Annotated in this window: 16 protein-coding genes and 1 tRNA gene; 13 read left to right on the forward strand and 4 right to left on the reverse strand. The window is 69.8% G+C overall.

The window, feature by feature from the left end; genetic code table 11:
- Positions 1-157 precede the first annotated feature (157 nt).
- The 4 genes from N866_RS01585 (at position 158) to N866_RS01600 (ending at position 3785) form a co-directional block, all read left to right on the forward strand.
- Entirely contained in the window at positions 158-1087 is a 930-nt protein-coding gene (locus tag N866_RS01585; protein ID WP_034221703.1) for a pseudouridine-5'-phosphate glycosidase, read from the forward strand.
- Entirely contained in the window at positions 1084-2202 is a 1119-nt protein-coding gene (locus N866_RS01590; protein WP_052022244.1) for a carbohydrate kinase family protein, read from the forward strand. The genes N866_RS01585 and N866_RS01590 overlap by 4 nt, the downstream gene beginning before the upstream one ends.
- Positions 2199-3143 carry a nucleoside hydrolase gene (locus N866_RS01595; protein ID WP_034221706.1) on the forward strand — a complete coding sequence of 315 codons (945 nt, stop codon included), beginning with the start codon at positions 2199-2201 and terminating at the stop codon, positions 3141-3143. The genes N866_RS01590 and N866_RS01595 overlap by 4 nt, the downstream gene beginning before the upstream one ends.
- Positions 3144-3296: 153 nt before the next feature.
- Positions 3297-3785: a nucleoside deaminase gene (locus N866_RS01600; protein WP_034221708.1), complete on the forward strand. Its 489-nt coding sequence runs from the start codon at positions 3297-3299 to the stop codon at positions 3783-3785.
- Between the two features lie 71 nt (positions 3786-3856).
- Here N866_RS01600 and N866_RS01605 read toward each other — a convergent pair whose 3' ends face one another.
- On the reverse strand, positions 3857-6355 hold the full coding sequence (locus N866_RS01605; RefSeq protein ID WP_052022245.1) for a sensor domain-containing protein: 2499 nt from the start codon (positions 6353-6355) through the stop codon (positions 3857-3859).
- A gap of 351 nt (positions 6356-6706) precedes the next feature.
- On the opposite strand from N866_RS01605, the gene N866_RS01610 reads away from it, so the two are divergent.
- The 4 genes from N866_RS01610 (at position 6707) to N866_RS01630 (ending at position 9676) form a co-directional block, all read left to right on the forward strand.
- Positions 6707-6779 (forward strand) — tRNA-Arg (locus N866_RS01610).
- 671 nt (positions 6780-7450) lie between these two features.
- Positions 7451-7675 carry a hypothetical protein gene (locus N866_RS01620; RefSeq protein ID WP_034221715.1) on the forward strand — a complete coding sequence of 75 codons (225 nt, stop codon included), beginning with the start codon at positions 7451-7453 and terminating at the stop codon, positions 7673-7675.
- Complete coding sequence (locus tag N866_RS01625) at positions 7672-8214, forward strand: hypothetical protein (RefSeq protein WP_034221717.1); 543 nt, start codon at positions 7672-7674, stop codon at positions 8212-8214. The genes N866_RS01620 and N866_RS01625 overlap by 4 nt, the downstream gene beginning before the upstream one ends.
- A 688-nt stretch (positions 8215-8902) precedes the next feature.
- The gene (locus N866_RS01630) at positions 8903-9676 is read left to right on the forward strand and encodes a hypothetical protein (protein WP_155855149.1); all 774 of its coding nucleotides are present in this window, start codon (positions 8903-8905) and stop codon (positions 9674-9676) included.
- 54 nt (positions 9677-9730) lie between these two features.
- On the opposite strand, the gene N866_RS01635 is transcribed toward N866_RS01630, so the two are convergent.
- Genes N866_RS01635 through mobF form a run of 3 tightly spaced genes read right to left on the reverse strand, consistent with a single transcriptional unit; the run spans position 9731 to position 14009 of the window.
- The gene (locus N866_RS01635; RefSeq protein WP_034221724.1) at positions 9731-10864 is read right to left on the reverse strand and encodes a tyrosine-type recombinase/integrase; all 1134 of its coding nucleotides are present in this window, start codon (positions 10862-10864) and stop codon (positions 9731-9733) included.
- On the reverse strand, positions 10864-11082 hold the full coding sequence (locus N866_RS01640) for a helix-turn-helix domain-containing protein (RefSeq protein WP_034221727.1): 219 nt from the start codon (positions 11080-11082) through the stop codon (positions 10864-10866). Before N866_RS01640 ends, N866_RS01635 begins: the two co-directional genes overlap by 1 nt.
- A 35-nt stretch (positions 11083-11117) precedes the next feature.
- Positions 11118-14009 (reverse strand): MobF family relaxase, encoded by a 2892-nt coding sequence (gene mobF, locus N866_RS01645; protein WP_034221745.1) that lies wholly within the window; start codon positions 14007-14009, stop codon positions 11118-11120.
- A 344-nt stretch (positions 14010-14353) separates the two neighbouring features.
- Between mobF and N866_RS01650 the strand changes: the two genes are divergently transcribed.
- The 5 genes from N866_RS01650 (at position 14354) to N866_RS01670 (ending at position 21774) form a co-directional block, all read left to right on the forward strand.
- On the forward strand, positions 14354-14839 hold the full coding sequence (locus tag N866_RS01650; protein WP_245612327.1) for an HIT family protein: 486 nt from the start codon (positions 14354-14356) through the stop codon (positions 14837-14839).
- A 43-nt stretch (positions 14840-14882) separates the two neighbouring features.
- Positions 14883-15410 carry a GNAT family N-acetyltransferase gene (locus N866_RS01655; protein WP_245612328.1) on the forward strand — a complete coding sequence of 176 codons (528 nt, stop codon included), beginning with the start codon at positions 14883-14885 and terminating at the stop codon, positions 15408-15410.
- 204 nt (positions 15411-15614) lie between these two features.
- Positions 15615-17165 carry a type I restriction-modification system subunit M gene (locus N866_RS01660; RefSeq protein ID WP_034221733.1) on the forward strand — a complete coding sequence of 517 codons (1551 nt, stop codon included), beginning with the start codon at positions 15615-15617 and terminating at the stop codon, positions 17163-17165.
- Complete coding sequence (locus tag N866_RS19640; RefSeq protein WP_052022246.1) at positions 17162-18445, forward strand: restriction endonuclease subunit S; 1284 nt, start codon at positions 17162-17164, stop codon at positions 18443-18445. The genes N866_RS01660 and N866_RS19640 overlap by 4 nt, the downstream gene beginning before the upstream one ends.
- Positions 18442-21774 (forward strand): type I restriction endonuclease subunit R, encoded by a 3333-nt coding sequence (locus tag N866_RS01670; RefSeq protein WP_034221736.1) that lies wholly within the window; start codon positions 18442-18444, stop codon positions 21772-21774. The genes N866_RS19640 and N866_RS01670 overlap by 4 nt, the downstream gene beginning before the upstream one ends.
- Positions 21775-21971 lie beyond the last annotated feature (197 nt).

Consider the following 21971-nt stretch of genomic DNA (forward strand, 5'->3'; position numbering starts at 1 on the left):
CCCGCCGCAGGGAGCGCCGCGGCCGTGGCCGCGCACGCGCCCACCCAGGTGCCGGCGCCCGTCCCCACCCAGGTGCCCACTGCGGCATCCACCGGGGCGACCACCCCCTCCGCCCCCGCTGCGCAGGCAGCACCCACCCCTCCCGAGGAGAGCTGAGATGACCCACCACCACACCGGCCCGATCGTCCTGTCCGAGGCCGTCGCGGACGCGCTCGCCGAGAACCGGCCCGTCGTCGCTCTGGAGTCCACGATCATCTCCCACGGCTTCCCGCGGCCGCGGAACCTCGAGGTCGCGAAGGTGTTCGAGCAGACGCTCGTCGACGCCGACGTGACCCCCGCGACCATCGCCGTCATCGACGGCGTGCCCCACGTGGGCCTCGACGCCGCGCAGGTCGAGCGGATCGCGCAGGACGAGTCGGTCATCAAGGTCTCCAGCCGCGACCTCGGCCCGGCCATGGTGTCGGGTGCGACGGGCGCCACGACGGTCGCCGCGACCGCCCTGCTCGCCCACCGCGCGGGCCTGCGGGTGTTCTCCACCGGTGGGCTCGGCGGCGTGCACCGCGGCGCCAACCAGACCTACGACGAGTCCGCGGACCTCACGATGGTGGGCCGCATGCCGATCACGGTGATCTCCGCCGGCGCGAAGTCGATCCTCGACATCCCCGCGACCCTCGAGCGCCTGGAAACCCTCGGCGTGACGGTCGTCGGCTACCGCACCAAGCACTACCCCGGCTTCTACCTCAGCGACTCCGGGTACGAGATCGACTGGCAGGTCGACTCCGCGGAGGAGATCGCGGGGATCATGGCCGCGAACGACTCCCTCGGCCTCGACAACGCCGTCCTCGTCGCGAACCCGCTGCCGGTCGAGAAGCAGCTCGACCCGGAGCTGCACGACCGCGTGCTCGCCGCCGGCCTCGCCGAGTCCGAGCGCCAGGGCATCCACGGCAAGGAGGCCACGCCCTTCCTGCTCGCGTGGATGGTCGAGCACACCGAGGGCAAGAGCCTCGAGGTCAACATCGACATCGCCGTGAACAACATCCGCCTGGGCGGGGAGATCGCGCGGGCCTGGGCCGGTCGGTCCGCGTGACCGCCCGCAGGGCCGGCAAGAGGGCCGGCAAGGGGGCCGGCAAGGGGGCCGGCAAGGGTGCCGGCAAGGGAGCCGCTCGTGGCGCCGAGCGGGTCGATCCCGGCCCGGCCCACGGCCGGGTGGTCATCGTCGGGGACGTCATCGACGACGTCGTCGTGCGGCCGCAGGGCGCGATCACGCACGACTCGGACACGCGGTCCCACATCGTGCGCCGCGAGGGCGGCTCGGCCGCGAACATGGCGTGCTGGCTCGCCTCGACCGGGGTGCCGGTGACCTTCGTGGGCCGGGTCGCCGAGGCCGACGTCGAGCGGCACACGGCCGCGCTCGAGGCGTTCGGGGTGGACGCCCGGCTGGTGGGGGACCCGGAGCGGGAGACCGGCCGGATCATCATCCTCGTCGACCCCGGGGGCGGCCGGACGATGTTCACCGACCGCGGCGCGAACCTGGCGCTCGTCGCCGACGACGTCCCGGCCGGCCTGGTCGAGGAGGCGGCGCTGCTGCACCTGTCTGGGTACTCGTTCGTCGAGCCGGAGGTGCGCGAGGCGGCCCTGGTCCTCATGGCGCGCGCCCGCGCGGCCGGGGTGCCGGTGTCGGTGGACCCGAACTCCGCGGCGTTCCTGCGCGAGGTGGGCGCCGCGGACTTCCTCGCCTGGACCGGCGAGGCGGCCCTGTGCTTCCCCAACCTCGACGAGGCCGTGGTCCTGACCGGCGCCGCGACGGCGCACGAGGCGGCGGTGGCGCTGAGCGAGACCTACGGCCTGGTGGCGGTGACGTGCGGGGCCGAGGGCGCCGTCGTCGCCGCCGGGGGGCGGCTGCTCGGCAGCGTCGTGCAGGAGCCCCTCGACGCCGTGGACAGCACCGGGGCGGGCGACGCGTTCTGCGCCGGGTTCCTCGGGGCGTGGACCACGGGGGAGACCGAGGCGCTCGCCGCCGCGCACGCCGGCGCCGGGCTCGCCCGCGACGCCGTCAGCCGCATGGGCGCCCGACCGCCGCGCGCCGCGGTACCCGAGCCGCCGTCGTCCGGCTCCCGATCGTCCGGACCCCGGTCCGGCAGCCCGCGGTCCGCGTCCTCGCGGGCTGCCTCCCGCCCCCCCGAGCACAGGAGACCCGCATGATCCCCATGGTCATCGACACGGACACCGCGTCCGACGACGCCGTCGCGCTGGTGCTCGCCCTGACCGACCCCCGGGTCGACGTCCGGGCGATCACGGTCGTCTCGGGCAACGTGCCCCTGGCGATGGGCGTGCAGAACGCGCTCTACACGACCGCGCTGTGCGGGTCCGAGGCGCCCGTGTACGCGGGGGCGGACCGGCCGCTCGTGCGCGACCACGTGTTCGCCCACGAGGTGCACGGCGGAGACGGGATGGGCGACTCGGGCCTACCGCTCACCGGCCGCGAGCCGGCGCCGGGCCACGGCGTCGACGTCCTCATCGACATGGCGCGTCAGCACCCGGGCGAGCTCACGCTCGTGACGCTCGGCCCGCTGACGAACCTCGCGCTCGCGCTGCGCAAGGCGCCCGACATCGCGGGCCTGTACAAGAAGGTCGTCATGATGATCGGCGCGGCGGACGGGCTGGGGAACGTCACGCCCGCGGCGGAGTTCAACGTGCACGTGGACCCCGAGGCCGCGGACATCGTGTTCCGGTCCGGGATGCCGCTGGAGATGGTCGGCTGGGACGTGTCCCGCAAGGACGCGGTGCTGACGTCGGCGGACTCCGCCGCGCTCGCGGAGCGCGGGCCGCTGGGCGAGTTCGCCATGAAGATCCAGCGCCAGCTGTGGGAGTTCTGCCGCGAGGTCACGCACGTCGACGGGATCGACATGCCGGACCCGGTGACGATGGCGATCGCGATCGAGCCCGACCTGGCGACCGAGGCGGCGGACCGGTACGTCGTCGTCGAGACGCGCGGCCAGCACACCGCGGGCGCGACGCTCGTGGACCACCTCGGCGTGACCGGCAAGGAGCCCAACGTGCGGGTCGTGCTGCACGCCGACCACGACCGGTTCATGGCGATGCTGCACGAGGCGTGCGGGAAGCCGGCGTCGCCGGTGGGGTGAGGGGCGGCCGACGACGGGCTGCGGGGGCGGCCCGTCGTCGGCCGACGCCGGTAACGCCGTCACCGCGGCCCCGTCGCGGCACAGTGCGTCGCCCATCGGGCCGCGGTGCGCACCGGGCGGCGGGATGATCGGTGGGGGAGGCAGGTGAGCCCGATGCCCGGTGCGGGGCTCGGTGCGGACGACGAGCGCTGGCTCGTCAAGGCGGTCCGGCTGGCGACGGCGAACGTCGCGGCGGGGGGCGGGCCGTTCGGCGCGGTGGTCGTGCGGGACGGGCGCGTCCTGGGCCGCGGGCAGAACCGGGTGACGCGCGACAACGACCCGACCGCGCACGCCGAGGTGCAGGCGATCCGCGCCGCGTGCCGAGAGATCGGCGACTTCGCGCTCACCGGGGCCGCGCTGTTCAGCTCCTGCGAGCCCTGCCCGCTGTGCCTCGCTGCGTCGCTGTGGGCGCGCGTCGGCCGGGTGGTCTACGCGGCGGACCGCGACGACGCCGCGCGCGCCGGGTTCGACGACCGGGCGTTCTACGACCTGCTGGCCCGGGACCGGAGCACGTGGCCGATGCCGGTCGTCGCCCACCGCGTCGACGGGTGCGAGGCGCCGATGGACGCGTGGTTGGCCCACGAGGGGCGGGTCGCGTACTGAGGCCGGGAGCGATCGTCCCGCGCCACGTCCGCAGCTTCTCGGCCGCCGTGTACTGGGGGCTGCGTGGCGAGTCAGCGTGCTTCCGGGGCCGGTTGCGCCCGGCGAACGGCCTGTGGTGCCCGGCCGCACCTGACCCACTGCTCCGCCTCCTCGGCCGGGATCGGCGGCGAGAAGAAAAACCCCTGAGCGGCGTCGCACCCGAGGCGCCGCAGCTCCGCGAGCTGGCTCGGGGTCTCCACGCCCTCGGCGATCACCCGCAGCTCCAGGGCTCGGGCCAGCGCGACGACCGCCGTGACGATGGCCGAGTCGTGAGCCTCTCTCCCCAGGCCGTCGACGAACTCCCGGTCGATCTTCAGCGATGTCACAGGCAGCCGCTTGAGGTAGACCAGCGAGGAGTAGCCGGTGCCGAAGTCGTCGATGCTGAGCTCCAGTCCGGTGTCTCGCAGGGCACGCAGGTTCTCCACGTTGCGCAGCACGTCCCGCATCACCGCGCTCTCGGTGATCTCCAGCGTCAGGGCCTCCGCCGGGAACGCGTGCCGGGTCAGGGCGTTGGCCACCACCTGGGCCAGGTCGGGTTCCTCGAGCTGACGTGCAGAGACGTTGACCGCGACGTGCGGTGGGGTCGATGCCGCCCACGTCATCGCCCAACGGCGCGACTGCTCCAGCGCGGTGTCGAGCACCCACTCACCGAGGGGCACGACGAACCCGGACTCCTCCGCCTCGGGGACGAACGCGCCCGGACCAAGAAGGCCGAGCTCGGGATGCTGCCAGCGAACGAGGGCCTCGAACCCGAGCAGGCTCTCGTCGGAGAGGTCGACCACCGGCTGGTAGTACACCCGCAGCTCGCCCGCGCCGAGGGCCCGTCGCAGTGCGGTGGTCGCCTCCAGCCGTGCCGCCGCCCTCGCCCGGATGTCCGGGTCGAACACGGCCGTGCGGCCGCGGCCGAGGTCCTTGGCCCGGTACATGGCCGCGTCGGCGTCCCTGAGCAGCTCCTCGGCCGTGCTGTCGTCGTCGGCGACCGCGATGCCGATGCTCGCGGCCAGGAAACGCGTCTGGCCTTCGGTGAGGAACGGCTGCGCGAGGCTGGCGTGAAGCCGCTCGGCTACGAGTCGAGCCGTGGTCAGCCCTCCGCTCTCGCAGAGCACGACGAACTCGTCACCGCCGAAGCGGGCGACGGTGTCGTGCGGGCGGACCGCCGCGCACAGCCGTCGGGCGACCTCCACGAGGACGGCGTCCCCAGCGGCATGGCCCTCGGCATCGTTCAGCACCTTGAACCGGTCGAGGTCCAGGAACAGGACCGACACCGTGTTGTCCCGGGAGCGGTTGGCGGTCAGCGCGTGCTGCATCCGGTCGTCGAGCAGCGCCCGGTTGGGCAGCCCGGTCAAGGTGTCGTGCAGAGCCAGGTGTCGCAGCGACAGCTCCAGCCGCTTGCGCTCCCCGATGTCCCGGGCAATGGTCGAGACGCCGACCACGCGCCCGTCCTTGTCCTTCAGCGGCGACAGCGTGAGGACGACGTCGATGAGGACACCGTCCGCCCGTCGGCGCAGGGACTCGAACGGCGCCACGGTCTCGCCGTCCGCGGCCAGGTCGAACCACCGCTGCTCGTCCTCAGGTGCGCCGGAGTCGGCCAGGAGGTCCAGCCCCCGCCCGATCATCTGGGCCGCCGCATGCCCGAACAGCCGTTCCGCGCCCGGGTTCCAGCTGAGCACCACCCCCGCCCGGTCCTGGCTGATGATCGCGTCCTCCGAGGACTGCACGATCGCGGCGAGCCGGATGGCAGCCTCGACCTCGCGCCGTCGTTCGGTCACGTCCACCTGAATGCCGGCGACGCGGTACGGCTCCCCGGTCTCGTCGAAGTAGAACCTCCCTTTGGACCACAGCCAGTGGCGCGACCCGTCGGGCCAGGTCACCCGGAACTCGACGTCGTAGTCGCCCCGCCCGGACATCGCCGCCTGGTAGACGGCGTCCACCCGGTCCCGGTCGACGGGGTCGACGTGGGAGAGGAAGGTGTCGTACCCCCAGTGCGGGACCGGGCTCGTGTACCCGAAGCACTGGTCGTGCCGCAGAGAGCGACGGGCGACGTTCGTCCTCAGATCCATGTCCCAGTCGCCGATCTCGGCCGCCCCCAGAGCGAACCCGAGACGCTGCTCGCTCTCGGCGACCAGCCGCTCGGCCCGCTCCCGCGCGGTGACGTCCTGGATGGTCCCGCTCAGGGAGACGACCTGCCCCAGCGCGTCCTTGCGCGGCACCGCGCGGGCCTGCAGGTGGACACGCTGCCCGCCGCGGACCAGCACGAGCCCGTACTCCTGGGCCTCACCGGTGCGGACCGCGAGGTCGATGTGATGCCTCAGGGCCGCGGCGCTGTCCGGCTCGAACAGCTCCAGCATGTCGGCGAGGGCGGGCGGGTCGAGGGTGGGGTCGAGCCCCATGATCTCGTACACCTGAGGCGACCAGCTGATCACGCCGTCCGCGAGGTCGAATCCCCAGTCGCCGATCTGCCCGATCCGCTGCGCCTCGTGCAGGCGCTCGAGGGCGCGCCGGGTGTCGTCGAGGTGGGGCGAATCCGCCATCCCCGTCCCCCCTCGCCTCGTGATCGGGCGGCGGTGCCGCCCCGCGGGTGCCGGCGGCCGGACAGCTCGGCGCGTCGTGGTCCTGTTGTACACCCAGACCCGACCGTTCTCGGCAGGCGTTGACACCGTGGGGCAGGTGAAGGTGCCACCTATCCGTGCAGCAGACCCAGGTCCCTGTAGCTCCGCCAACGGGGCTACAGGTGCATCCCCTGCAGTACGGCCGGTACGCTGCGCAGGCGTCGACGACGGCCTCGAGCTCCTCGCCGACGTGCCGGGACACGCCGGAACCCCTGGAAGGCCCTGCCAGTCCGCTGCGTCGAGGTTTTCGACCGGGTTCCCTACATGTCCCACGCGCCTGTAGCTCAGGGGATAGAGCACCGCTCTCCTAAAGCGGGTGTCGGCAGTTCGAATCTGCCCAGGCGCACAGACGTGTTTATGCAGGTCAGGGCGGTATGGACCGCCGCGGCCGCTGTAGGGTCGGTGTCCGATTTGTCGGGCATTGGTCAGCTCGTGGTCAGTGACTCGTCTCAGGACGTGGACGGCCTGTCAAGAACGTGGACGGATGCCGACGGACGCTTCGGGCGATGTCCCGCCAGACAGGTTTGGGCAGCTCTGAGTTCCTCGGCCCGTATGAGCCTGGCGCCTGGCGCACCCCTTGGGCCGGGCGCTTCTCGACGGAATCTGGCGGCCGATGGACGAGTCCGCAACGGCCAGGCCCCATGCGTTGATCGCCACCCACGGCATCAACAGGCAGTTGCGCTGGGGGGAGTCGCCCATGGCTCCGTGCCCCGTGGCATCCTGGCGCGGTGCCGCAGCGCATCTGGATCGGGCAGGTCCTCATCAGCCCTGCCATCGCTGGGAAGATCCAGAGCAAGCACGGGGTTACGCCGGACGAGGTGCTCGACGTGTGTTTCGGGCATCGGACGGCCCGTTGGCACCGGCACGAGGTGCACGGCTGGCGGCTTCTCGTCAGGGGGCAGACCGCGGCTGGGCGAGAACTCATGATCGTGCTGCACCCTGTCGATACACGAGACGGGGTGTGGCGGCTCCGGACGGCTCTTGCCGCCCCCAGGAGGTAGGGAGAGGATGTCTGGCATGGAGCACAAGGACGAGTTCGAGGACTTCGACGAACTCGACACTTCGGCGGCCGAGTTCGAGGAGATGTGGAGCGCCGCGGAAGCGGTCGACCTCCTCGCGGGCCCCGCGGGCTACCGGCAGTCGGTGTTCGTCTCCACGGGTGCCGCGGCGACGAGCAGCGCCTGGTCCGCGGCGCTTCTGCATGTGGCGAACAACCGCGTTCCGGCGCTTGCAGACTCGTGAGCCCCATCTCAGATAGTGCACGGGTCAGCTTGTTCGTTGCTGACTACGCCGCACCCGACGCCATCCAGAAGCTGAACATCATCGGCGCGGGTTGGGCCGTAACCGGTGTAAACCCAGAGACCGGGCTCACCGCCCCACACGCCGTCGTCGCGTTCATCGATGTGCCTCCGGACCACTACGGGGAGGACTTCGCCTTCACGCTCACCCTTCGCGGTCCCGACGGACAGCCCGTCCGCGTCCCAGGACCGACTGGGCAGGTAGAGCCATTGCGGATCGCCCAGACCCTCCGAGCCGAGGAACCGCAGTTCCCGCCCGAAGTCAACGTGCCGCGACGGACCGTGTGGTCGCACACGCAGGTCGCTCTCAACATGTCCAACGGGATCCCAGTCCAGGTGGGCAGCCTCTACACCTGGACCCTCGACATCGACGGAAACACTAGGCCGGCGTGGGCCGTGAGCTTCTACGTTCCTGGACCTCGGCCGGGTCCAGTGTTCGGAGGTCCTGCCGGTCCAGCGACGATCCCCGACGTCCAGGTCTGAGGTCCGCGTCAAGACCGTCTGGCGCCGAGAGGGCGCTGCCCCAGAAATGCCGCCGTACCGCTCGCTTTGCGAGTAGGGGCGCAGCCACTGGTGGAGTCGCAGCGAGTGGACGGCTAGTCAAGGCCCGGCCTACGCGGTTGACGCAGGTGGGCGTGTCAGCTGGCTGTGGCCGTGGAGGAGGCTCCCGCGGGAGCCGGTCTGCCGGTCATGCCGGGAGACCGACTCCCGCGGATTGCAGAGCGCGCGCGGTGCGCGCTCTAATGGGGGCGGATCGACTTGCCCGTCACAGCGTTCCGATCCGCCCCCGCCCTAGTAGGGCTCGAGGGTGATGCTCAGGCTTCCAGCGCTCCAGCGCACGGTGAGCTTGAATCCACGCATCGGTGATCACCTCCTACTGGTCGAGTGGCCCAGCAAGTCCGGGCCACTCGACCAGGGTCGCTTCCGACGTGCTCTCGATCAAGCAACAAGGGGGCGCCATGACCAGCGGCGACGGACCCCCCCGGCCTGCCGGTAGAGGGGGTCGCTCTCGGGGGCGACAGGCGCGTGGACGCGGCGGTGCTACCGTTACGCTCTGAGCGGTGATAACTAAACGTAGAAGTCCTGAGCAGCCCGTAGCATCGCGTCGCATATCGTCGCATCGCAGGTTGCTCCGCCAATAACGTCGGTGACTTTGCCGGAGAGGTGCCGCATGACCGTCGTGAGACCTCCACAGGACGCAATCGAGCGTCTTGAGAAGGCAGTGGCGACGTCGAAGCGGCACTCGTCGGTGAGGCTTCCGCAGGCGTTCGCTCGCGACCGCAGCAGCAAGGAGCCTTGCCCGCCGTTGGCTGACCTCATGCAGGGAGGCGGAGAGGTCCGCCTGAAGGTCATGCTGACCGTCCTGATGATGGCGACCAAGGCTCCGCACGCGCGCAAGGTCAGTGCCAAGGATCTCGCTGCGATGCTTGGTCTGCGCGACGCCGACGGGGCGGGAGCCCGCCGCGTCAGCAAGGCCATGAAGGATCTGGAGGCGAAGTCGCTTGCCCGCCGCGATCGCGTCCCGGGCTACGTGCCAACCATGACAGTCCTCGACCCCGCTGGCTCCGGCAAGGAGTGGGATGCGTCGAAGCTGCCGCGCCCGTACATCACCGTGCCCATCAGCCTCTGGCGCCGTGGATGGTTCATCGCGCTCTCCGGTCGAGCTGTCGCCCTCCTCATCATCCTGAAGGAGTTGACAGGAGGGCGTACGAGGAACGGGGCGTGGGTCGACGGCATCCGCAAGCGTCAGTACGGACTCTCGGACGACACGTGGACGCGCGGCACACAGGAGTTGAAGGACGCTGGCCTTCTCGACGTGACGGAGCAGGTCTTCTCCTCTCAAGGGGAGCCGCGCCGTCGAAACCTCTACGTCCTGCACCTCGACCGTCTTGAGGCCTACGACCCCGGCGGCTTTGAAGAGTGGCGGGACTCGCAGGACGAGTAGCAGGAGACGCGTCGAAACGTCTCCGCCGGACTCGGCAGACGACTCCCGAACGACCTACTCAGGGGCCGGCCCAGGGGGCGCCTCGATCCCCTTCGGCGCCCGCATCAGCGGTATCACCGGCAGCCGCTCCATCGCCTGCCAGGTCGCCTCGCTGAACAGGTGCCCGTAGAGGTCCATAGTCATCGTCGCGGTGGAGTGTCCCAGGATCACCTGCACCGCCTTCACGTCCGCCCCGGCCGCGATGAGCAGCGACGCGGCCGTGTGCCGCAGGTCGTGGATCGTCGTCCCCTCGACCCCGGCTCGTCGCGTCGCGTCCATCCACCCGGACCGCGCCCGGAAGTTGGTGTTGGTCCACACGCCGCCGGTCGGGCTCGGGAACAGGTACTCGCCCGGCGCGGTGAAGGCGACGCGCGTCCGCACGTACTCGTCCAGCGCCGCTGGCACCGGAACCGTCCGTGTCTGATGCGTCTTCGTCGGCCCGAACACCGCCCCGCTCGTCCGCTTGGACTGGGTCGCCGCCCGGTGCACCCGCACCCCGAGCCCGTGCGGGGTCTGCACGACGTCGTCGACCCGCAGCGCGGCCATCTCCGAGAACCGGCACCCCGTCGTCCCAAGGAACAGCACGACCGGCTGGCACAGCGGCGGCACCGCCATGACCAGCCGGCCGAGCTGCTCGGGCCGGAGCCAGTGCGGCTCGCGCTTGGTGCCCCCGCGCGGCAGCGCCACCATCCGCGCGACGTTCACTGAGAGCCGCCGGTCGCGGATCGCGTAGTCGAACACCAGCCGCATCATCGACAGCGCCCGACGCCGCGTCGCCGTCGCCAGCCCGCGCGCGGTCAGCGCCGACATCACGCGCTCGACGTCGGCCGCCGAGATCCCGGAGATCGGGTACGCACCGATCTCCGGGATCACGTACTTGTCCAGCAGGAACCGCGTGGTCTCCTGGCTGCGCACCGCCAGGTGACCACGCAAGGCCTGCCACTCCTCGGCCAGCGCCGCGAACGTCATCCGCCCGCGCGCCGGGTCGATCCACGATCCGGCGTCCAGCTTCGCGAGCTGGTCGGCCTCCCAGCGCTTGGCATCGACCCGGCGCCCGAACGACCGCTGCGCGATGACCCGGCCCTCGAAGAACACCTTCGCGCGCCAGGTCACGTTCCCCGTCGAGTGCGCCCGCCTGGTGACGGACATCAGCGCCGCTTCACCGGCATCGTCGGCTCGCGCTCGACCCACGCCGCCGGAAGGAGGATCACCGTGCCCAGCCGTCGGCACGGGATCTGCTCGCGCTCGACCAGGTGGTACAGCGTCCGGGGCGGCACCCCGAGCACCCGCGCCGCGTCCTTCACGCGGTAGTACTGCCGGGCGGGGGTGACGGTGGCGCTCTCGGTGCGCTGCGTGGTTGTGGTCATCGTCCTTCTCCTTCGTGGTTGTGGTTGGCATTCCCTTACAGCCCGAGCACCGGTCCATCGGGGACCGGTGGCGGGACGCTGGTCAAGCGATGCCGCGCAGGCTGTGGAGGCACGGCACTCCACGCTTGCTGTGGACGCGCGGGCGGCACGATGGGCGCCGCTTGCCCCGGGTGGTAGGTGTCCCAGGTCTCCGTGGCACTGGGCTCCGCGTGGCTCGTCGCGAGGATCTGCTCGAGCACCTCCCTGCCCGACGACGGCGCGTGGCCGGGCAGGCACTCCGGGTCGGGTTCGTCGACGACGACGTAGGCGCGGTTGGCATGGCGGCCGCGGCTCATCGCGACGTAGAGGTCCTCGCGGCCCATGCCGGGAGTGGCGATGGTGTGGGTTTCGTCGACGGTCATGCCCTGGGTGCGGGCGATGGTCGTGGCGTAGCCGAGCTCCACGTGCTCAGCCACGTAGTCCGCGGGCAGGCGGACGGTGGCTGCTTCGGCGTGGTTGGCCGGGCGGACGCGCAGGGATCCGTCGGGCAGGACGGCGGTGACGTCCCAGAGGCCGCCGTTGCGGACGAACCCGTCGGCGGTGGTGAGGCGGCGGTGGTTGCGTCGGGTGACGATCCGGTCGCCGACGCCGGCCGTCAGCCCGTCGTGCAGGCTCACCCCGGCGGGTGGGACGTCGCCGGTGGTGATGCGGTCGGCGCGGGTGCGCGCGTTGAGCTCGCGGACGGTGTGGTTGTCGACTGCCTGCAGCACCGCGACCCGACCCTTTTCGCTCGCGGCGGTTACGGCGTCGATGGCGGCGTCGAGCATCGCGTCGTGGCCGCCGGAGGCGATGGCGCCGTGCGCCTCGTAGGCGTCGAGCGCGGCGGGGTGCGCACGCCGGAGCTCGAGGCTGGCCCGGGCCTCCCACGGGTTCGCGAACCGCCAGAGGCTGGTGAGCTCGGCGGTCGGTCCGCGGCGGGCGAGCATCCCGAACGCGCCCCCGGCGTCGACCGACCCGCGCTGCAGGTGGTCCCCGACCAGCAGCACCTTCGCCGTCGCCGCCCGCGCCTGCTCCACGATCGCGGCGAGGGTACGGGTGTCGGCGAGGGAGGCCTCGTCGACGATGACGAGCTGCCCCGGCGCGAATCGCCACTGGTCCTGCTCGGCGCGCAGCCGCCAGTGCTCCTCGTTGGCCGCCCGCTGCTCCCGGTAGTCGCGGGTCGTCATCCGGGTGACGGCGTCGGCGTAGCGGAGGGCGCGTGCGGTGGCGCCGTCGCCGGTGGACTCGTGCAGCCACTTCGCCGTCGTCTCGCACGGCACACCGAGCGACTCCGCCAGCGCCCGCGCAGCGGTGGCCGACGGCGCCAGCCCGACGACGGTTCCGATCCCGTGTTGCCAGAAGGAGGCCAGTGCGGCGAGGGTCGTGGTCTTGCCCGAACCCGCCGGTCCGACGAGCACGTCGAGCAGCCGGCTGGAGGCGATGACGGCCTCGGCCGCCGCACGCTGGTCGGGAGCGAGGGCACCGAGGTAGTGCTCGGTACGCAGCTGGATGACGCCGAGCATCTCGGCCGGCCGGTGCGGGGCGCCGGTGGTCTCGGCGGCGTCGAGGAGCACCTTCTCCGCGCCGAGCAGCTCGGTCGAGGTGAACAGCGACTCCCCGACCCGCCGCGTCATCGGGTCGCGGTTGTCGTCCAGGTGCACGCACGCCGCCGCGGCCTCGGTGGTGACCTCGTTGAGCAGCGCCCGCCGCTCAACAGGTGACGCCATCCGCAGCAGCTTCGAAGCGCGCACGGCGGCGGCGCCGAGGTTCCACGTCGTCCACACTGACCGCCGCGTCGACACGTCATCGAGCACTTGGGCGACCATCGCCGCCCGCACCTCGGGTCCGACGTCGTGCGCGTGCAGCGCCCGCCCGTAGGTGCCGGCCAGCGCGCGAGCCGCGAGGTCGCGCGGCTCGAGCCCGGTGAGCGCGCGGGCTCGGTTCGCCCAGTCCGCCAACAGGTCGGCCAGCGGGCGGACCGTCTTTGGCGGACGGGTCGCGCGGGTCAGGTGCTGCCGCGCGCGGGTCGTCTCCACACGGGTCGGCGCGCGGCCGTGGGTGGTCTCGAACTGGGCCAGCCACTCCTGCTCGGCGCAGTGGATCGCCTCCGCCCGAGTCGAGAAGTATTCGAGCAGGTCCTCGCGGATGCCGTCGACCTCGAACGCCGGGTTACGCCGCGGGCCGCGGTCGCGCATCGACCAGTCCACCGGAAGCCGCCGCGCCAGCTCGTCGGCGAGCAGCGCGTCATACAGCTCGGAGACGGTGACGACCGCGGCGTGCACGGTCCGCCCGTCGAGGCTGCGCCAGGCGCCGTCGGGGCCTTGGACCTTGTTGGCGATGACGACGTGGGTGTGCAGGTTCGGGTCGCCGGCCCGGGTGTCCCAGTGATCGAACGCCGCCGCGACCATCCCGCGGGTGCGGACCTGATGACGGCCCGCGTCACCGATGCGCGTGCGGATGACGCGCTGCTCGACGAACTCCAGCGATGACGCCAACGCCGCCCGGTGCGCGTCATAGACGATGACTCGCGTCGCGTCATCGGCCAGCGCCCACAGCACCGACACGGACTTGGGCGCGGTGAACGTGAGGTCGAACCCGACGACCGCATGCCGCTTCCCGTCATCGAAGGCGCGGGAGGACCGGCCGAGCGCGTCATCGGTCAGCGGGTCGACGCCGTCGCGGAACACCGCCGTCATCGCCGCTTCGCTCACGACGTCGCCCGGGCGGAGGTGCCGCGCACCGTCGCCGAGCCCGGCAAGGCCCTCGCCGAACCACCGGCCCGCCGGGTTGCCGGTCTGCTCGTAGTACGCGGTGAGCGACGCGTCCGCCCCAAGGCCGGCGTCGCCCGCGGCCACGTGCCGGATGAGGTAGGCATACCCGTCCCCAGCGGTGAGCTTGTGCATCGACATCACCGGCACTACCTCCCCTCGCGCCGCCGTCGCTACCTGCAGGTGTGCGGCAGCAGACGAGAAGATCCGTCGCTGCCCGCCGCCCTGGCCCCTCCCGCGCCGCAGAGGAGCGGAGTCGGGTCGTGCACACGACGCCAGACTCCTCACGCCCGATAGACAGAGCGATGACGAACTGGCGTCGCAGGCGATGACGCGAACAAGTGCGATGACGGCGCACCAGGCGCCGGCCCATACGCGTCCGCGTCATCGATGACGACAGCGCGACGCGGCACCAGCCTGAGCCGAGCGGCATTCCCTGGGCTCCCGCGAGACGTCGCAGGACCAACCCGTCGACCCGAAGTCGGATGGGGGAGCTCACGGTGTCTGGCACCATCCGGCTCATGGGTAAGCCACGGGCGGCGGCCGAGCACGAGTGCATCTTCTGCGCGATCGTTGCCGGCCGAGCGGAGGTCAGCCTCGTCTACGACGACGCGACAGTCATGGTTTGGATGGCCCTGCACCCCGTGGTCCCCGGGCATCTTCTCGTCGTGCCACGCCAGCACGTCGTCGGCCTCGAGGACATCGACGCGGCCACGAGCGCCCACGTCTGGTCGGTCGGTCACGAGATGGCGCGAGCCTTACGCCGCTCCGCCATGCGATGCGAAGGGATCAACGTCTTTCTGTGTGACGGCGAGGCCGCGTTCCAGACGGTCTTCCACTTCCACCTGCACGTCATCCCGCGCTACGAGGGCGACGGGTGGACGATCCTTCCCGACGAGGTGGAACGTGAGCGGCCGCTCCTTGACGCCGAGGCTCAGGCGATCCGGGACGCCATCGCGTCGGCCGACTGACGCGCCGCGTGGCAGCGGCCGTGCTGTGTAGAGGGGAGTGGTAGTGGAGCTTCGCGCGCTCAGGATCGACGACGAAGCCGAGGCAAGGGCGGCGCACGCCGAGCTGGCGACCGAGGGCTTCGCCTTCTTGCCGATCCACGACCCGAACGAGCCATGGGCCGCGTACCTCGAGCGGGTCGAGCGCCTTCGCTACGGTGCCGGCCTTCCGCCCGGGTACGTGCCGTGGACCGACCTCTACGCCGCGGTTGACGGCGTTGTGGTCGGGCGCGTTTCCGTGCGGCACCGGCTCACCGAAGCGTTGCTCCAGGTTGGCGGCCACATCGGCTACGGAGTCCGGCCCGCATACCGGCGGCGCGGGTACGCGACCGAGCTGCTCCGCGCCGGGCTCGGCGTCGCTCACGGTCTGGGCATCGACCAGGCGCTCGTAACCTGCGACGACGAGAACGTCGGCTCAGCTGCGGTGATCGAGCGGTGCGGCGGCGTGCTCGAAGACGTCCGATCGGTACCCGGGGGCTCACCGAAGCGGCGCTACTGGGTTCCGACGAGAGAAGCGCTGAGTCCCGCCCGCTGACGCCGGCCCGGCGACTGCCGGTGACGGCCGCTGTCGAGCCGATGACGGGCCGTGACTCCTCTTGCATCTCTGGGATGCAGACTCGCCAGGCCCGTCGCAGGCCGGGCCCAGGATCGGCGCTCATGCACGTCCACCCACGGGTGCAAGCGGGAGGCGCCGCGCGCGCACCACTGCCGAACCGACCCGCGCCGCTAGCCTTCACGCGTGAAGACAACAGACCTCGCGAAGGTGCGGGCCACCCTCTGGGCCGCTGCCGACGAACTGCGTGCGAACTCAAAGCTGACGCCCGTGCAGTACCGGGACCCTGTGCTCGGGCTTGTCTTCCTTGCGTACGCGGAGAACCGCTTCGAGGCAGTGCGCGCCGAGGTTGAGGCGGACCGCAGCCCGCGCAACCCCGCCCAGCCGGCCGACTACAAGGCGAAGTCCGTCCTATACGTCCCCCACGCGTCGCGGCTCTCGCGCATCGTCGACCTGCCCGAGGGCGACGACATCGGCAAGGCGGTCGACGAGGCGATCAAGGCGATTGAGGCAGCGAACCCCGAGCTCAAGGACATCCTGCCGCGCGGCTACCAGAAGCTAGAGCGCGCGACCCTCATCGAGCTCCTACGCCTGTTCGCCCCGCTGCCAACCCAGCTCAGCGGCGACGCGTTCGGGTTTATCTACGAGGACTTCCTGTCGAACTTCGCGGCGCAGGAGGGCAAGGGCGGTGGTGAGTACTTCACCCCATACTCGATCGTGCGCCTAGTTGTGGAGATTCTCGAACCCTTTGAGGGCCGCGTTTTCGACCCGGCGTGCGGGTCGGGAGGCATGTTCGTGCAGTGCGCGAAGTTCGTCGAACGCCACCACGAGTCGGCCAGCCGCAAACTGTCGATCTACGGCGCGGAAAAGACCGACGACACCGTACCGCTGGCGAAGATGAACCTCGCCTTGCACGGCTTGTCTGGCGATATCCGTCAGGCCAACAGCTACTACGAAGACCCTCACAACGCCGTCGGCGCGTTCGACTACGTCATGGCCAACCCGCCGTTCAATGTCGACAAGGTAAACAAGGACAAGCTCGCAGGAGACAAGCGGTTCCCCTTCGGTATGCCGAAGGCCGACAATGCGAACTACCTGTGGATCCAGGAATTCTATGCCGCCCTTGCCGACACGGGCCGCGCAGGGTTCGTCATGGCGAACTCGGCCGCCGACGCCGGGCACTCCGAGAAGGAGATCCGCAAGCAGCTCGTCGAGTCCGGTGCGGTCGACGTCATGGTCGCCATCAGCTCGAACTTCTTCTACACCGTCACCCTGCCGGTCACGCTCTGGTTCCTCGACAGGGCCAAGACGGGCACGTCGCGCGAGGACACGGTGTTGTTCATCGACGCACGCCATGTCTTCCGACAAATAGACCGTGCTCACCGCGACTTCACGGCCGAGCAGATCGAGTTCCTTGCGAACGTCGTCCGCCTTTACCGCGGCGAGCCCATCGAGACCTGCGACGGCAGCCAGGCCCTCCTCGACGAGAACTTCCCCGACGGCACCTACGTCGACGTCCCCGGGCTGTGCATGCTCGCGACCCGCGCCGAGATCGAGGCCCAGGGGTGGAGCCTAAACCCCGGTCGCTACACCGGCTCGGCCGCGGTGAACGTAAACGACGAGGATTTCGCGATCAAGCTGGAGGAACTCTTCGAGGAGTTCACTCGCCTCAGCGACGAGGCTGTCGACCTCCGTGCCAAGGTCGACGCCGCAGTCCAAGGGATTCGCGACGCATGAGTGCCTGGAAGCGCGCAACGCTCGCGGAACTGGCGAGTCCCGACCCGTACGCACTCGCGACAGGGCCATTTGGGTCCGCCATCAGCGCCAAGAACTTCGTCGAACACGGGGTTCCGGTTATTCGCGGCTCAAACCTCAGCCTGGACGTCGGCGTGAGGCTGAACGACCACGGCCTCGCCTTCCTCACTGAGGCGAAGGCCGCGACGTTCAAGCGGAGCGTGGCGCGGCGCGGCGATCTGGTTTTCACCTGCTGGGGAACGATCGGCCAGATCGGGCTGATTGATGATCGCAGCGAGTACGCCGAATACATCGTCTCGAACAAGCAGATGAAGTTGACCCCCGACCCCACGAAGGTCGACTCGACGTACCTGTACTACCTCCTGTCGAGTCCTGAAATGGTTCGCGTGGTGACCGGGCAGTCAATCGGGGCGGCAGTCCCTGGCTTCAACCTCGGGCAACTCAAGGACATCGCCGTGTACGTGCCACCACTCGGCGCCCAAAGGGACATCGCCGGCGTTCTCGGCGGGATCGATGACCTGATCGAGAACAACCGGCGGCGGGTTCAGGTGTTGGAGGAGATGGCACGGACCATCTACCGGGAGTGGTTCGTTGAGTTTCGCTACCCGGGCCACGAATCCGTCCCCCTCGTGGACTCCGCCCTCGGCCCCCTCCCCGAAGGGTGGTCGGCGGGTGTCCTCGACGAGATCGTCGCCACCGGCAAGGAAAGCGTCGACCCCTCGACAATTGAGCCCACGACACCTGCCGTGGGTTTGGAGCACATCCCGCGGCAGCAGGTGACTCTCGACGACTGGGGGTCCGCGGGGAACCAAGGCAGCCGCAAGGCAGTCTTCAAGCAGGGCGATGTCCTCTTCGGCAAGATCAGGCCGTACTTCCACAAGGTCAGCGTCGCGCCGATCGACGGCATCTGCTCAACAGACGCCATTGTCATCCGACCGCTGTCGAAACACTGGGGACAGGCAGTGTTCACAGTTTCGAGCGTCGAGTTCGTCGCGCATGCGACGCAAACCGCGAACGGCACCAAGATGCCACGCGCTGATTGGAAGGTGCTCGGCAAGTGGCCCCTCGCTGTTCCCCCTGCGCCGATTGCTGAGTCGTTCAGCGACGTCGCCCGTAACCATCTCACGCTTGCTGCGACGCTCATGTTCGAGAACCGCCGACTTGCAGGGATGCGCGACCTGCTCCTGCCGAAGTTGGTGACGGGTCAGATCGACGTATCGGCGCTGGACCTCAATCGCGCCCTTGAGGAGGCGGTCGCATGATGGGGCGCGGCGCGGAGGCCCTGTTTGTCGAGGAGCCGAGCATGCAGCTCCTGAGTGAGCTGGGCTGGTCTCGGGTTGACGCGTGGCAGGAGAAGCTCGGCGCAAGCGGCACGCTGGGCCGCGACTCGCAGCACGAGGTTGTCCTCACTCACCGTTTACGCGCTGCGATCCGCCAGCTCAACCCGGCCGACGTCCCGGAGACAGCGATTGACCAGGCAGTCGAGGCGGTCACGAAGGACCGCTCGATCATGGATCGGGTGCGGGCGAACCGTGAGGTCTACGACCTGCTACGCGACGGCTGCCGGGCCGAGTGGGTCGACGAAGTCGGAGAGAAGCGCATCGAGTTGTTGCGCTACCTCGACATGGCGAACCCGGCGTCGAACGATCTGCTGGCGGTGCAGCAGATGTGGGTCAAGGGCAGCCTGCACAGCCGCCGTCTCGATGTCGCGTTGTTCGTTAATGGCATCCCGCTGGTGCTAATGGAGTTCAAGGAGCCGAACGAGGACGTCAGGAAAGGCTTCGCCGACAACGTCACCGACTATCGCGACACTATCCCGCAGCTGTTCGTCCCAAACCTGTTCGTGCTGGTCTCCAACGGCAGTCAGGCCAAGGTCGGGTCGACGTACTCGCCATGGGAGTTCTTCGGCGACTGGAAGGTCACCGACGCGAAGGGCGCCCGCGGGAAGATCGCCCTGGAGACGGCACTGCGCTGCACATGCGATCCGGCGGTGTTGCTCGACCTGTTGGAGAACTTTGTCGCCTACATTGAGCGCCCCGGCGGCTTGATCAAGGTAATCGCCCGATCACACCAGTACTACGGCGTCAACGCCGCGATCGAGAGCCTTCACCGTGCACGGGCCGAGCAGGACAAGCGACTCGGGGTGTTCTGGCACACGCAGGGCTCGGGCAAGAGCCTGTCGATGCTGTGGTTCACCCAGAAGGTGTTACGGCAGGTGCCCGGCAAGTGGACGTTCGTCATGGTCACCGATCGCAAGGAACTCGACACCCAGTTGCACGGCGAGTTCGCCGACGCCGGGGCGATCCCTGCGGGCGCGGACGTGCACGCCGAGTCGATTGCGGGGCTGCGCGAGCTGCTCGCCGCGGATCACCGGTACGTGTTCACGCTGATCCAGAAGTTCCAGCCCGCCAAGGACGAGCGCGAGATGCCGATGCTGTCGGCCCGATCGGACATCATCGTCATCACCGACGAGGCGCACCGCTCCCAGTACGACACGCTCGCGTTAAACATGCGCCGGGCGCTTCCGGCGGCGTCGATGATGGGCTTCACCGGTACACCGTTGATCGCTGGGGAGGAGCAGGCGACTCGGGCGCAGTTCGGCGAGTACGTGTCGATCTACAACTTCCGCGATGCCATCGAAGACGGCGCGACTGTGCCGCTGTACTACGAGAACCGCATCCCCGAACTGCAACTGATTAACCCGGGCTTCTCCGACGAGCTGGAGGAGATCCTCAACCAGGCCGAGGTCGACGACGAGGCCGAGGGCGCTCTCGTCAAGGCGATGGGCAACCAGTACATGCTGCTCACCCGGCCAGAACGTCTGAAGACGATTGCCAGCGACCTAGTGCGGCACTTCGTCGGTCGCGGATTCAGCGGCAAGGCGATGTACGTGGGTCTCGACAAGGCCGCCGCCGTGCGGATGTACGACCTCGTCCAGGAGGCGTGGGCCACCCACCGGGAGGAGCTGAGGGCCGAGCATGACGCGCTGCCCGAGCTGGAGCGCCCCTGGCTCGCGTCGCGAATCGCGCTAATGGAGTCGACCGACATGGCCGTCGTCGTCTCGCAGAGCCAGAACGAACTGAAGATGCTCGACGACCAGGGCCTGGACATCCGCCCCCACCGGGCGCGGATGATCAGCGAGGACCTCGCCGAGAAGTTCAAGGACTCTAAAGATCCGCTGCGCATCGTGTTCGTCTGCGCGATGTGGATGACCGGATTCGACGCCCCGAGCGTGTCGACGGTGTACCTCGACAGGCCGATGCGCAACCACACCCTCATGCAGACCATCGCCCGCGCCAACCGGGTGTTCCCCGAAAAGGACAACGGCCTCATCGTCGACTACGTCGGCGTGTTCCGTAACCTTGAGAGGGCCCTCGCCATTTACGGGGCCGCCTCCGCCGGCGAGACGCCGATCGAGATCATCGACGCCCTCGCCAGCGAACTCGACACCGTCGTCGCCGAACTGATCACGTTCTGCACCGGCGTCGGCGTCGACCTCATCGAAATGCGTGACGCGACCGGTTTCGACCACATCGCCAAGCGCGACGCCGCCGTCGAGGCGCTGCTGGTCGATGAGCAGACGTGGAACGACTACCTCGTGCGGGCAAGGCTGACTCGGCGGCTGTTCAAGGCGCTCCTTCCGAACCCGAAGGCGGCCGCGCAGCAGCGCACCGTCGCGGCGATCCGGGTGCTCGCCGAGCGCATCACCGACGTCACCAAGCCGCCGCAGCCCGACATCAGCGGCGTGCTTGACGCCGTCGACGCGCTTCTGGATCGCTCCGTCGGAGCGGAGGAGTACGTCATCCGTGCAGCAGCCGAAGGGACGGCGCCCGATCCGTTGCTCGATCTGTCGCAAATTGACTTCGAAGGGCTGGCCCGCAAGCTCGCGGGGCGCAAGCGTGCCGAGACGGACCGGCTCGCGCAGCTCCTCCTCGCGCGCGCGGTCGGCGCGGCGACGCGCAACCCGACTCGCTACGAGTTGGTCGAGCGGATCGAGCAGCTCATCGCCGAGTACAACGCCGGCGCGGTCAACACCGACGAGTACCTCAAGCGCCTCATCGAGATGTCCCGGACCCTCACGCATGAGGAAGAACGCGCCGTTCGAGAGGGCATGACTGAGGAGGAACTGGCGATCTTCGACCTGCTCACCCAGCCCGACCCTGCCCTCACCGACGAGGAACGGCAGCGGGCTAAGGCCAGCGCGAAGATCCTGCTGGAGCACCTCCACCGGAAGCTCGTCCAGGACTGGCGGCGCAAGGTCGACGTCATGAGCGACGTCAACAGCACCATCCGATCCGTGCTCGACGCGGGCCTCCCGGACCCGTACACCGTCGACATCTTCCAGACCAAAGTGCAGCTCGTCTACGACCACGTGCTCTCGGCCTACGGCGACAACGGGGAGAGCGCGTACACGACGCGGGTCGACGTCACGTACCCGCAGCGGATCGCGGTCGAGTACACAGACGGCCCGGTCGACGTACATCGGATCGCGGACGACGTCGTGCGCCGGATCCTCGCTGACCCGACCTTCGCGGCGCAGGTCGCCCAGCAACTCCAGGCGTCGGCTCCTACGAGTGGCGATCCGGCGTGACGCGGCAATCCGAGCACCGGGCTCAACAGGTCCGTCGCGCCGGCCTCCCCGCTCGCGGTGCGTCTTCGGGGTGACAAGAGACTCGCCGTGGTCAGCGTGTGGTCAGCGAGCACTCCGGAACAGGGTCACTTCACGAACTACCCGCGTGTAGTTCCGCAGGTCAGCGCGTTATCCGGCTCTTCGCAGATGAGGGTGTA

Source organism: Actinotalea ferrariae CF5-4 (genome assembly GCF_000603945.1).
Taxonomy (GTDB): Bacteria; Actinomycetota; Actinomycetes; order Actinomycetales; family Cellulomonadaceae; genus Actinotalea; species Actinotalea ferrariae.

What these genes read in the sequence shown, in the direction of transcription:
- N866_RS01620 (WP_034221715.1), top strand. Translation starts at nt 7,451, where the DNA reads ATGGAGCACAAGGACGAGTTCGAGGACTTCGACGAACTCGACACTTCG.
- N866_RS01635 (WP_034221724.1), bottom strand. Translation starts at nt 10,864, where the DNA reads ATGTCCGTCACCAGGCGGGCGCACTCGACGGGGAACGTGACCTGGCGC.
- N866_RS01585 (WP_034221703.1), top strand. Translation starts at nt 158, where the DNA reads ATGACCCACCACCACACCGGCCCGATCGTCCTGTCCGAGGCCGTCGCG.
- N866_RS01650 (WP_245612327.1), top strand. Translation starts at nt 14,354, where the DNA reads ATGGGGGAGCTCACGGTGTCTGGCACCATCCGGCTCATGGGTAAGCCA.
- N866_RS01640 (WP_034221727.1), bottom strand. Translation starts at nt 11,082, where the DNA reads ATGACCACAACCACGCAGCGCACCGAGAGCGCCACCGTCACCCCCGCC.
- N866_RS01670 (WP_034221736.1), top strand. Translation starts at nt 18,442, where the DNA reads ATGATGGGGCGCGGCGCGGAGGCCCTGTTTGTCGAGGAGCCGAGCATG.
- N866_RS01600 (WP_034221708.1), top strand. Translation starts at nt 3,297, where the DNA reads ATGCCCGGTGCGGGGCTCGGTGCGGACGACGAGCGCTGGCTCGTCAAG.
- mobF (WP_034221745.1), bottom strand. Translation starts at nt 14,009, where the DNA reads ATGTCGATGCACAAGCTCACCGCTGGGGACGGGTATGCCTACCTCATC.
- N866_RS19640 (WP_052022246.1), top strand. Translation starts at nt 17,162, where the DNA reads ATGAGTGCCTGGAAGCGCGCAACGCTCGCGGAACTGGCGAGTCCCGAC.
- N866_RS01605 (WP_052022245.1), bottom strand. Translation starts at nt 6,355, where the DNA reads ATGGCGGATTCGCCCCACCTCGACGACACCCGGCGCGCCCTCGAGCGC.
- N866_RS01630 (WP_155855149.1), top strand. Translation starts at nt 8,903, where the DNA reads ATGACCGTCGTGAGACCTCCACAGGACGCAATCGAGCGTCTTGAGAAG.
- N866_RS01595 (WP_034221706.1), top strand. Translation starts at nt 2,199, where the DNA reads ATGATCCCCATGGTCATCGACACGGACACCGCGTCCGACGACGCCGTC.